This window comes from Fodinibius salsisoli (assembly GCF_026229185.1).
Taxonomy (GTDB): Bacteria; Bacteroidota; Rhodothermia; order Balneolales; family Balneolaceae; genus Fodinibius; species Fodinibius salsisoli.
Genome location: NZ_JAGGJA010000003.1, coordinates 352,421 through 365,341, shown reverse-complemented (window position 1 = coordinate 365,341; position 12,921 = coordinate 352,421). Strand labels below are relative to the sequence as shown.

The 12,921-nt window shown below is 43.8% G+C and carries 8 protein-coding genes; all 8 read left to right on the top strand.

The window, feature by feature from the left end; all coding sequences use genetic code 11:
- The first annotated feature begins 10 nt into the window (after positions 1 to 10).
- The 8 genes from J6I44_RS06455 to J6I44_RS06420 all read left to right on the top strand — a co-directional run bounded on the left by J6I44_RS06455 (position 11) and on the right by J6I44_RS06420 (position 12,910).
- On the top strand, positions 11 to 1,588 hold the full coding sequence (locus J6I44_RS06455; protein ID WP_265765195.1) for a RagB/SusD family nutrient uptake outer membrane protein: 1,578 nt from the start codon (positions 11 to 13) through the stop codon (positions 1,586 to 1,588).
- Positions 1,589 to 1,903: 315 nt separating this feature from the next.
- The gene (locus J6I44_RS06450; RefSeq protein ID WP_265765194.1) at positions 1,904 to 3,616 is read left to right on the top strand and encodes a GMC family oxidoreductase; all 1,713 of its coding nucleotides are present in this window, start codon (positions 1,904 to 1,906) and stop codon (positions 3,614 to 3,616) included.
- 76 nt (positions 3,617 to 3,692) lie between these two features.
- Positions 3,693 to 4,310: a gluconate 2-dehydrogenase subunit 3 family protein gene (locus J6I44_RS06445; RefSeq protein ID WP_265765193.1), complete on the top strand. Its 618-nt coding sequence runs from the start codon at positions 3,693 to 3,695 to the stop codon at positions 4,308 to 4,310.
- A gap of 113 nt (positions 4,311 to 4,423) precedes the next feature.
- On the top strand, positions 4,424 to 5,062 hold the full coding sequence (locus J6I44_RS06440; protein WP_265765192.1) for a 3-keto-disaccharide hydrolase: 639 nt from the start codon (positions 4,424 to 4,426) through the stop codon (positions 5,060 to 5,062).
- 220 nt (positions 5,063 to 5,282) lie between these two features.
- On the top strand, positions 5,283 to 5,864 hold the full coding sequence (locus J6I44_RS06435; RefSeq protein WP_265765191.1) for an RNA polymerase sigma-70 factor: 582 nt from the start codon (positions 5,283 to 5,285) through the stop codon (positions 5,862 to 5,864).
- A 27-nt stretch (positions 5,865 to 5,891) separates the two neighbouring features.
- Positions 5,892 to 8,063, top strand: coding sequence for a GH92 family glycosyl hydrolase (locus J6I44_RS06430; protein WP_265765190.1), 2,172 nt, complete (start codon positions 5,892 to 5,894; stop codon positions 8,061 to 8,063).
- 276 nt (positions 8,064 to 8,339) lie between these two features.
- Positions 8,340 to 9,359: a FecR family protein gene (locus J6I44_RS06425; RefSeq protein WP_265765189.1), complete on the top strand. Its 1,020-nt coding sequence runs from the start codon at positions 8,340 to 8,342 to the stop codon at positions 9,357 to 9,359.
- A gap of 119 nt (positions 9,360 to 9,478) precedes the next feature.
- Complete coding sequence (locus J6I44_RS06420) at positions 9,479 to 12,910, top strand: SusC/RagA family TonB-linked outer membrane protein (RefSeq protein ID WP_265765188.1); 3,432 nt, start codon at positions 9,479 to 9,481, stop codon at positions 12,908 to 12,910.
- The last annotated feature ends 11 nt before the right edge of the window (positions 12,911 to 12,921 follow it).

Sequence of the window (12,921 nt, the reverse complement as noted above, 5' to 3'; positions counted from 1 at the left end):
GACTTTTACTATGAAAAAATTAGCATTGATTGTTGTTGTATTGGGATGCTTTGCGTTATCATCGTGTCAAGATTTTTTAACGGAATCTCCCAAAGATCAAATATCTACGGATCAGCTTCTGGGTTCCCCGGATGCCGCCAGTGGACTGGTTAATGGACTTTATCGTGATGGCCAGGGGGCCGGATTTTACAATTCCGGTGGCTTTGGCGGCGCGGATGTAATGATGGGAGGCTACATGTCTGGATTCTTTGATAACGAAGGCAAGGGAGAGCGTATCCAGGGCCAGGTAGCTCAAGACTTACAGGTTGATCCGGAAATATTAAACCAGTTTTTTGATGGCTGGTGGTCCGGCCATTATGACGTGATAGCTCGTGCCAATACAGCTATCAAATACATCCCGGATATGAATGGATTCTCGGAAGATGAGAGGCAGCGTCTGCTGGCAGAAGCACGGTTTTTCCGGGCACTGAACTACTTTTCACTGGTCAAGTTTTTTGGTGATGTTCCTCTTATTACCGAACCTATTGAAGGACTCACTAACATTGAGGTTGCCCGGACCGGCTCGGATGCGGTTTATTCCCAGATCATTAATGATCTTAATTGGGCAATCAATGAGGGTAATTTAGGAGCTCAGCCATTTCCAATGAATAATTATCGTATTACCCAGGGCGCTGCCCGAACATTGTTAGCTGATGTGCATTTGCAGATGGCGGGCTATCCACTGCAGGCAAGTGAGCATTATGCGGATGCAGCTGATGCTGCCCGATCGGTAATCCAAGCCGGACAGCACGCTCTTGTGGAGCATGGTGAAACGGTGGAAGAGAGTGCCTACAATAAACTTCGTACCTCGGATGTAGATCCTGAGTTTGTGTATGGAATCGAATATAATCCGGAAATAGCATCTAATGATAACCCTCGTATTACCATTCCAGGGGTCATACGTCCTCCGGGGATTAATTATGGTCGTACCTTAAATGCCTATCGACCCATCCAGGAGTATATCTGGGCATATGATCCGGATGTAGACCTCAGAGTTCAAAACAAACAGCTGTTCCATAACTCTATTGAACGGGAAGGCCAAACCTTTGAATTCGGAGAGTGGGCACCCTACCTTTGGTTTGAAGAAGAGGCGATTTTTGAAACCGGATTGGGAGGAAGAGATATCCGGGTTTATCGTTATGCTGAAGTATTACTCATTGCAGCCGAAGCTATCGCTCGCTCTGAGGGTGTAACACAGGAAGCTATTACATACCTTGCGGATGTAAGGGACCGTGCGTATTGGCAAACAGATCGCAGTGCCATTGTTGCAGAATTAAATGGTCTTTCTGAGCAAGAGTTTGTGGAAGAAGTATGGAAGGAGCGACTTCGTGAATTGGCCCTAAACTTTAAAGTATGGTCTGACATTCAACGAACCCGGCAATATCCTGTGACGGATGAGGATAACAAAGGCGAAATTATTTTTGAGGATGTTATAGGTCATTCCAATAACTGGGGCCAGACCTATGAAGAATATCACTTGCTGTATCCTATCCCAGATGATGAAATACAGACAAATCCTGCCTTGGAGCAAAACCCGGGATATAATTAATTAGTTAACCAGGAAAAAGCATAAAATTGAAATATAGAGGCTCCGCCTAAAACCCGTTTCTTACTGGCTAAGAGCGTAAAAGGCAGAGTCTCTATATTCAATATGTTTTAGACAACTATTGTGATCATTAAAGATTATAAATTGTTAAATACCACGACCCCTAAACAAGGCAGGTTGTATTTTGCCTTAATTTAAAGTAAAATGAAATTGAGCTTTTGAATAAGATTAAAAGTCAACAGATAGTAAATACTTTTGATTCTATTTTATTCAAAAGCTCATCTATAATATTCAATAAAATAGGTTTCAACTCTTCTTATGCAGATAAAGGAAAGTCCTAAAGAATATGATGTTTGTATCGTCGGCTCGGGAGCAGGTGGCGGAATGGCTGCCCACGAACTTACGAAAGCTGGAGCTGATGTAATTATGCTGGAAGCAGGTGGTTGGTTTGATTCTGAAGATTTTGCCATGTTCACCTGGCCCTACGAATCGCCACGACGGGGAGCTTCGACTCGCCTTCAGCCATTTGGATCTTTTGACGCTTGCTTCGGAGGCTGGGATATTGAAGGTGAGCCGTATACCCAGAAAAATGATAGCAACTTTGATTGGTTTCGGGCCCGCATGTTGGGAGGAAGGACCAATCACTGGGGACGTATTTCACTTCGTTTCGGTCCGGATGATTTTAACGGAAAAAGTATTGATGGACATGGCGATGACTGGCCTATAAATTACGAGGATGTGAAGCCTTATTATGATCGCATCGACCGACTGATTGGCCTGTTTGGTACCAACGAAGGCATTCCCAATGCACCAGGGGGCATCTATATGGATCCACCGGAGCCCCGATGCTACGAGCACTTGATTAAAGATGCTTGTGATGATATGGATATTCCGTGTATCCCTTCCCGGTTATCGATTATAACAGAGCCGCATAACGACCGTGCCGCTTGTCACTACTGCGGGCAGTGTAACCGAAGTTGCTCTACACATTCTAACTTCTCATCACCTTCCGTATTGCTTCCGCCAGCCCTTGAGACTGGTAACTTAGAGATTAAAACCGGAGCAATGGTCCGTGAAGTTACTTATGAGGATGGTAAGGCAACTGGTGTTTCTTACGTCCACAAAAAAGACAAACAGGAATATAAGGTAAAAGCCAGGGTCGTTATTTTAGCAGCCAGTGCCTGTGAATCGGCACGCTTGCTGCTGAACTCTAAATCGAAGGATTTCCCCAATGGATTGGCGAACTCCAGCGGCATGGTCGGGAAGTACCTCAACGATTCTACCGGAACATCCGTGATGGGCCTGATACCCGATATGATGGATATGCCCGCCCACAATGAGGACGGTACCGGTGGCATGCACCTATATATTCCCTGGTGGGGCGACAATAGTGACCTTGACTTTGCCCGGGGCTATCATGTGGAGCTTTGGGGCGGACGCGGGATGCCCAGCTATGGCTTTATGGGCGGCATCCAGAATTATACCGATGTCTTTGAAAAACGTCCTGAAGGAGGCGGTGGTTATGGCAAACAGCTAAAAGAAGATTACCGTCGCTACTACGGATCCATGGTCGGATTCTCTGGCCGCGGGGAGGCTATTTCGTACGAAGATAATTATTGCGAAATAGATCCCAATACGGTAGATGAATGGGGGATTCCGGTGTTACGCTTTAATTATGAATGGAGCGACCAAGAGTATAACCAGGTTAAGCACATGCAGGAAACCTTCCGTGGAATTATTGAAGAAATGGGAGGGAAGGCAATGTGGGATATGCCCTCTAAAGAGGAAGGATACGGTATTACCAATCCGGGTGAGATTATCCATGAGTGCGGCACAACCCGGATGGGGAACGATCCCAGCACGTCGGTATTGAATAAACACTGCCAGGCTCATGATGTGCCCAACTTGTTTGTTGCTGATGGAGGTCCGTTTGTATCGATGGCTCACAAAAATATTACGTGGACTATTTTGGCACTCTCGATGCGAACTTCCGAATATATCACGGATCAAATGAATAAAGGAAATCTATAATTATAGTCGTGAGTGATGAGAGGTTCTTTATTATCATTTCATTACTCAAGACTCATAACTCAAGACTCAAACCACTATGGATAGAAGAGAAGCGATAAAAACCCTGTCTTTGAGTACACTGGCAACGAGCTTTGTGATGACGGGTTGTCAGCAGGCCCCGAAAGAAGCAACGAAGGAGCACAACTTCTGGAAACATGTTTCCCAGGAAGATATCGAAAAATGGGAAACCCAGTTTTTTACTGATCACGAGTTCGAAACGGTCCGCCAGTTGGCTAATTTAATTATTCCGGCTGATGAACGCTCCGGTAATGCCGAAGATGCCGGGGTTCCAGAGTTTATCGATTTTATGATGCTGGATCGACCGGAAAATCAGACCCCGATGCGTGGTGGACTTAGTTGGCTGGATGTTCAATGCCAGAAGCAGTTTGACAAAAAGTTTATTGACTGCTCCGAAGAGGAGCAAAAGAATATGCTTGACCAGATTGCGTATCCTAAAATAGCTGAACCCGAAATGCAACCCGGAGTTACTTTTTTTAATAGTTTTCGGGATTTAGTAGCTTCTGGGTTCTGGTCCAGTCAAATCGGTATTGAAGATATTGGTTATATGGGTAATCAGCCATATGACTGGCAAGGTTGCTCTCACGAGGCGCTCGAACATATTGGACTGGCAGACAAGGCAAAAAATTCTGCTTAACATAATTTTAACTCTTACTATTTAAATACTTATACATGAAGTTCTTATCGATATTATTTTCCACAATGTTAGTGTTAACAATCTGTAGTTGTTCAACTAAAGCACAGAATAATATGCTTACACAAGAAGAAAAAGATGATGGCTGGGCGCTGCTCTTTGATGGAGAAACGACCGATCATTGGCGGGGCTACAATAAGGACGCTTTTCCTGACAAAGGATGGGCGGTAGAAGATGGAAACCTTGTTGTCCTTGCTGATGGTGGAGGGGGCGATATCATCACCGACAAAAAATATGGAGACTTTATACTAAAGCTTGAGTGGAAAGTTACGAAAGGAGCTAATGGCGGAATCTTCTTCCGGGCTATGGAGCAGCCGACCCAGGCGATCTACTGGTCAGCACCCGAAGTACAGGTGTTGGATAATGAAAACCATCCTGATGCCGAAAGAGGGAAGGATGGAAACCGTAAGTCGGGATCACTTTATGATTTGATTCCTGTTAAGCCTCAGAATGCCAATCCCTATGGGGAGTGGAATTCTATTAAGATTGTAGCAGACGGTGCTTCTATTGAACATTGGCAAAATGGAGAAAAGGTAGTCGAGTATGAGCTTTGGACCAATGAGTGGTACGAAATGCTTCGTAATAGTAAATTCCAAAGCCATCCTGAATTCGGAGATGCACGAGAAGGATATATTGGCATCCAGGATCACGGCAACCGTGTAAGCTTCCGTAACATTAAGATTAAAGAGCTATAAAGCTATTTTGAATATTATTGTTGCCTTCGAGAGGTGGAATAACCTTTCTAAAGTTAAATCACTCCCGCTAGCTTGGTTAAAGCGGGAGTGATTTATTTAAGCTATATGCTTAGTTAATTTTATAGTATTTCATTAACAATACGTAAGAATATTTAATTTACTTTTTTGAAAAAAGATGCTATTTAAGAAAGCATCATTTTCATTATGTCTAAAAAAGTGAATGGGTGTAGAGGAAACGGCTAAAAAAAATAGGATTTATAAAATCCAAAAAGGGGACGAGCATACTTTTGAATGCTTATTTAAGGAGTATTATTTGCATCTTACCCGTTTTGCCTGGCGGTATGTGAAATCAAAAGCAATTGCTGAGGAGTTAGTACAAGAGGTCTTTGCCAATATATGGGAAAACAGAAGCACCTGGTCGCCAGCTGGACCTATTAAGGCTTATCTGTACCAAGCTGTAAAACATCGGGCGTTAGACCATCTTAAGCATGAAGAAGTGCGGCAGGAGTACGATCCCAAATGGATGGATAACAAAGAGCACCCAACCATAGATTTTGAGGATCAGTTTCGTAGAAAACAACTGCGAAAAGCGATAAAAAAAGAGATAGAAGCCTTGCCCTCCAGAAGTAAAATGACGTATAAGTTACACCGCTACGATGGACTTACCTATAAAGAAATTGCCCAGGTGATGGATGTATCTGTAAAAACCGTAGAGTCTCAGATGACGCGAACTCTTAAGCGGCTTAGAGAACGTCTTGCTTACCTTTTACCCTTTATCCTGGTTGCTACATTAACCATGTAACTAAAGAAACTATTGCTAAATTCATATATGATGAACAAAGCTTTTCCCATTTTAAGTACCTGTTACCTACCCTTACTGATTCTGCTTATTGTTGCGTTTTCATGTGATAATAAAACCAATGATTCTCAAAAATTAACCTCTCATGTTAATCCGTTTATTGGCACCGAACCCCTAACAGACACCACTTTAATTGGATATACCCCACCCAAGGGATGGCGGGTATGGGCAGGTCTGACCTATCCCGGGGCTGCCCGTCCAAATGCAATGGTTCAGCTAAGTCCTGTTACGGAGTATGGTACAGGCACTGGCTATCAATATGAAGATAGTGTAATAAAAGGGTTTACCCATACCAACAAAGGGCACTGGAACTTGGGGCACATTCCAGTGCTGCCCGTTACGGGAGAAGTATCGGGCGATAATTTGGGATCAGCCTTTAGCCATGATTCGGAAACGGCTTCACCGGGCTATTACCGTGTGTTACTCGAGTATTACGGAGTTGATGCAGAACTGACGACAATAAAGAGAAGTGGATTTCATCGATATCATTTTCCTGAGGATAGTAGCAAAAAAGTGGCTTTTGATTTAAGCAGATCCAATGAAGGGGTACACGGGTGGAAGGTCAAACAGGTGGGGGAAAGGGCAGTGGCAGGCTACCAGGATACCGGCTACAAAGTGTATTTCTATGCGCGTTTCAATCAGAATGTTGAACGATTAAAAGAAGGAAACAAGGAAGACCCGCTTTCGATGGTCTATTTGGCCGATGAAGGCTCAAGCAAGGTTGAGCTTCAGATTGGCTTATCATTTGTTAGCCAGGAAAATGCTAAAGAAAACCTGGAGGCTGAAATTGGAAATCAAGGCTTCGAAGAAGTAAAACAATCTGCAAGCAAAGAATGGGAACAGTTATTAGAGGGGATAAAAGTAACAGGAGGTACCCTAAAAGAGAAAGAACTGTTTTATACTTCCCTATACCGATCATTCTTATGGCCGGCCTTACGAAGCGATTACAATGGGGAATATCGTGATGTTGAGGGTAATGTTACGACTGCTGGTTTTAACTATTACACCCGCCCGGCCTTATGGGATACGTATCGCAACAAATTAGTGCTCATGGGGATGCTTTCTCCCAACGTAACCTCAGATGTGATCCAATCGTTAATTGCTACAGGTGATAAGATGGGATTCATCCCTACCTTCTTTCATGGCGACCATGCGGCACCCTTTATTGCCGGATCCTACTTGAGAGGAATCAAAGACTTCGATGTAGAAAAAGCTCTCAAACTGTTGATTCAGAATGCCACCCGAGAAGGGGGACCACGACCTTATATCAAAGAATATATGGATAGAGGGTATATAACGACGCCAGAAGTTAACAGAGCCCATGTAGAGACCAAGGCTAAAGCTGCTGTGACAAAGACGTTGGAGTACGCCTACGATGATTATTCTGTTGCACTTTTGGCGGCAGCAGTGGGAGATACGGTTGCAGAGAAAAAATTTATGCAACGTTCAAGCAATTATAAAAATTTATTTGATAGCTCCACAGGTTTCATGCGGGGTAAGTTAGAAAACGGGGATTGGGTGCAAAGTTTTAATCCCGAATATCCATATTATGAATATATGTATCGCGAGGCTAATGCATGGCAGTCTTCCTTCTTCGCTCCGCATGATATGGAGGGGCTGATTGATCTGCATGGCTCAGAGGAAGCATTTGAAGCTAAGATGGATTCGCTATTCTCCATACCCTGGAATTCCAGCTATGTTGCTCGCAATGTCTGCTGTTTTCTGGGTCAGTATTCCCAGGGCAATCAACCTGACCACAATTATCCCTACCTCTATTACTTCGTTGACAAGCAACCGAAGACGCAGAAAATCCTGAATACGATTATGCATAAATTTTACGGTGTTGGTGAACATGGCTTGGCACTGAGCGGCATGGATGATGCCGGGGAGATGTCGGCTTGGTATGTTTTTAATGCTATCGGCCTTTATCCATTCTCCCCAGCGGATGAAGAATACCTTATAAGTATCCCTCTATTTGATAGCGTTAAAATTAAAGTTGAGAACAATGAATTTCTGATAGAGAAAAGGAGAGAGGGAATAAAGATCAATAATTTAAAACTGAATGAGGATACCCTTGAAAAATTTTCTTTACCTCATCAGGCCTTGCAAGCCGGTGGAAAGCTGGAAATAGCTGTGAATTAATAGATGCTGTTTGTTGGCTCGAACTATGCGTATTCAACTATTCTTTTGTCCGTAATTCTTTGCTTCATACCTATCTGAAATTTCAGGTGATGGTCCTTGCTATTAGTATCCAATAGGGTTACCGATGGGTAGCCCTATTGGAATTATTTTGGAGACATACTCGATATCTCACAACTATTTTTTGAGTAAACCCAAATTAATGTGGAAAAAATTGCAGGGTGCCTCCATTCTCGCTCGTCTTAATAATAAAGACAACGGTAAAAAGTACTGATATCGATGCCTACACCCCACATGTGGACTTTAATACAGCGGTACATAACGGGAAGCTGTCCCAAAGAAGAACAAATGAAAGTTGAAAAATGGATGGATGAAGATCCGGCCAACCGAGAATTAGTTGATGAGGTTAATAATATTTGGGAATTATCTTCAGAGGAAGAATTTGATGTTAATGTTCAAACAGCCTGGACAACCTTTAGAGACCGTGAAATAAAAGGTGAGGCCAATGCCATTAAAAATAGCAGGAAAGGAGCCGGTGTAAGACAAAAAATGTTGCCGGTATTCAGGGCTGCCGCAGCCATCTTATTGGCAGCTTTTGTCGGATGGTTTTCGTGGCAGAGTATTGATCAGGGTGCCGAAAAAGTGGCCTCAATCTCAACCGTCATGCAAACTTTAGAGACGGGTAATGGAGAACGCGCTCAACTGACCTTTTCGGATGGTACGGTGGTCACCTTAAACTCAGGAAGTACCCTCGAGTATCCCAAGGCTTTTAGAGAAACACAACGGAAGGTGAAACTCAGAGGTGAGGCTTATTTTGAAGTTGCTCCCAATAAAGATCGACCATTTATCGTAGATGCCGGCATGGCTGAAGTAGAAGTGTTGGGAACCAAATTTAATGTCAGGGCCTGGAGTATGGTCGGTGTTGGAGTACGAGAAGGGAAAGTCGCTGTTAATGCACAAAGCACTGATCTTAATACGAAAGAAAGAGTATTGCTTACCAAAGGAGAATATGCCAGTGTAATAGAAAATAAAGGTCTTTCGGAAGTGCAGGCTGTGGATGTGGAGAAGGAAATGCTATGGCTTACCGGGGGGATGCATTTTGATAACGAACCATTTTCGGATGTGGTGAAAAGACTTGAACGTAATTTTAATGTTCATATCAAGATTACTGATCAAGAGCTGCGCACGGTTCCATTTACCGGAACATTTCAGAAAGCGGAACTCGGCGAAGTGTTGGATGTAATATCGGCATCTATGGGAGTGGATTACAGGCGCTCTGACACATTGGTAACATTCTAACTCCACCGACCAAAGTCCAACAACCAATCCTATCAAATTGAATGTTAACGATAAATAAGTATCTCAACCAATAATCAACTTAACCTTAATATGATAAGGCTACATAAAACAAAATTAATATGATACTAACGGATAAAAAGGCGGGATTGCTGGGAGTGATAGTTCTTTTGTTAATGACTATGACCCTCGGCAGGGCGATGGCACAGGATCAGCCCAACAAAAGTACCTTGGCAAATGTACAAGAAGTACCATCTATTTCTGATGAATTCTATAAAGCAGAGCTTGACCTGAAAATTGATATCAATTTTTCGGAAATATCTATAGAACAGGCCTTGCGACAAATAGCCAGAAAGTCTGGCTTAAAGCTCAGTTATCGGGGGGATATTCTGCAGGAAGGTCGGGTATTTCTACAAAAAAAGAATATGCCTGTTACCGATGCTTTGGAATATGTTTTGAAAGATACCCCACTGGATTACAAGCTTTCCAGGAAAGGGTACTTGGTTATCCATCAGAAACTACAAACGGCAGAAGAAAAGATAGCTGTTACCATTTCGGGTGTAGTGACTGATGCCCAATCCGGTGAAACAATTCCCGGAGTAAACATTTTAGTAAAGGGAACATCCATCGGTGCATCTACCAATGCCACCGGAGAGTTTACCTTAGATGCTCCGGCACTTACCGATACGCTGATTGTTTCTTTTATTGGTTATCAAACCCAAGAAGTTCCTATAGATGGACGAACAGAACTGGAAATTTCTTTACTGCCAGGCACCATTACCGGCGATGAGCTTGTAGTAGTGGGATACGGTGAACAAAGAGAAATTAGTTTGATTGGCTCCCAATCTTCCCTCGCCAATGAACAGGTTGGCGAGTTGAAACAGTCGTCAGGAAGTTTAACAAATTCATTAGCCGGACGATTATCCGGAGTTGTAGGGGTGCAACGTTCGGGCTTGCCTGGTTCGGATGCCTCCGATATTTGGATTCGGGGTATCTCTACCTTTGGAGACAGTAGTCCTCTTGTCATGGTTGATGGCGTAGAGCGGCCCATGAACAGCCTAAATCCGGAAGACATCCAGAGTCTTACGATTTTAAAAGATGCCTCGGCTACTGCGGTCTATGGTACCAGGGGAGCAAATGGGGTTATCCTCATTGAAACCAAGGAAGGTATGGATGGTAAACCCTCGATTAATGTGGATTACTACCAGGGAGTCACGGAGCTGACCAGGGTTCCGGAGTTGGCCGATGGTCCAACCTACATGCGGCTGGCGAACGAAGCCAACACCACGCGCGGTGGAAACCCTATTTATACAGATGAAGATATCCAGAACACGATCGATGGAACAAATTCCTTATTGTACCCAAATGTGGATTGGATGGGAACCGTATTTAACGATTATGGTCAAAACCGACAATTTAATGCCAATGTGAGTGGAGGCTCTGAAAGTACACAATATTATCTCTCTCTGAGTTATTATGATGAAAATGGGTTGCTCGTAAACAGTGACTCATCCGACTACAATACGAATAGCAATTATAAAAAATACAATTTACAGTCAAACGTAACTCTTGATGTAACACCTACCACCAAAGCAAAGTTAGGCATCGGCGGATATTTAGAAGACCGGCAATATCCTGCAGGTGACCCTGATAATCCAATTGATGGTGTGGGGAGGGTCTTTAACCAGGCTTTGGAAGTCTCACCTGTGGCTTATCCCATTATGTATCCGGGGGGATTGGTGCCCGGTCGTAATCCCAACGGAGGTGAGCGAAATCCCTATGCAGATGCAACGAACCGAGGTTATACGGATCAGTTCAACAGCCAGTTATTTTCGAACCTCGAGCTTACCCAAGACTTGGGTACACTGATTCAAGGATTGTCTCTAAAGGGGGTATTTGGTTTTGATACCAATAGTTTGAACCGAGTTATCAGAGGTAAACGACCCAACACCTATTATATCAACCCCAGTGATCCTTATGATGTGGATGGGAGCTATTATTATAATTTGACATATGAAGGGAATAATACGTTAGGATATGATCGGAGAAACAGCGGCGGTCGTGAGTACTATCTGCAGGGTTCGTTGAACTACCAGAATGACTTTGGATCACGCCACCAGGTTTCGGGGGTGTTAGTCTATAGCCAGCTGGATGAACAGAACGCATTTGCGGGTGATTTTACAGCCTCGATTCCTCACCGAGAACAGTCCCTGGCGCTTCGTGGAACCTATTCGTACGACGACCGATACTTCTTTGAAGCGAACTTTGGATATAGCGGATCAGAGAACTTCGCACGTGAAAACCGCTACGGCTTTTTCCCTTCTGCCGGTGTGGGCTGGGTGATCTCCAATGAAGAGTTTTTTGAACCTTTAAGTGGGGCCATTGATTTCTTTAAAATTCGATACTCAGATGGTTTTGTAGGTGCCAGCGGTACCGATGGCCGGCGTTTTGCCTATCTTACTCTGTTAGAGAGCTATGGCAATGCCTATTACTATGGGCTGAACAGAAGTGGACGTAACGGTATTAACGTGTCCGAATATGGGGTAGACGTGCGTTGGTCCGAATCACGAAAGCAGGATTTAGGGATAGAAATACGGACTCTCCAGGATCAGTTATCGCTTACCGTTGACTTCTTTAAAGAGCGAAGAGAAGGCATCTTTCTGCGGCGTACTTCCATTCCGAACTTTGTGGGCTTAACATCCGACCCATATGGAAACTTAGGAGTCATTGAGAACAAAGGGTTCGATGGACAACTGAAGTTCAACGGCCGGTTGAGCCAGGATTTCAATCTTGGCATCCAGGCACAATTTACCTACAACAAAGATACAATTGTTGAGAATGACCAGCCGCCCCAGCCTTATCCGTGGATGGACCGCAGGGGCAATAACCTGCTGGCTATTTATGGATACGAGGCCGTGGGGCTGTTTGAAAGCCAGGAAGAGATTGATGATCATGCACAACAGTTTGGTCAAGTGCTGCCCGGCGATATCAAATATAAAGATCTGAATGGAGATGGGGTTATCAATGCGTTTGACCGAAAGAAAATTGCAAGGGGAGATGTTCCATATCTCACTCTCGGTTCAGGTATAACATTAGGTTATAAAGCTTTTGATCTACAAGCCTTTTTCCAGGCACAGTTCGGGTCCGAAGATCAAATTAACGGTTACGGCATTCATCCCTTCCAGGGAGGGGGCGGGCGTGGTAATATTTATGCCATCGCTACCGATCGATGGACGGAGGAGAACCCTGATCCGAATGCTTTTTATCCAAGACTGGCTTATGGAGAAGCACAAAATAACAACAACTTTCAAACCAGTTCATATTGGACTCGGAAGTTTGATTTTATCAGGATGAAAGAGGTTGAGTTTGGCTATACCTTGCCAGTTTCTATGACTACAGGGACAGCCCTGAAGTCAGCACGTATTTATTTCCGGGGACGGAATCTGCTCACCTTCAGTGAATTTGACCTGTGGGATCCAGAGTTAAATACGACGAATGGATCAGCATACCCCAATACGAAAGTATACGCTATAGGATTGGACATACAATTTTAAAACAGATGAAT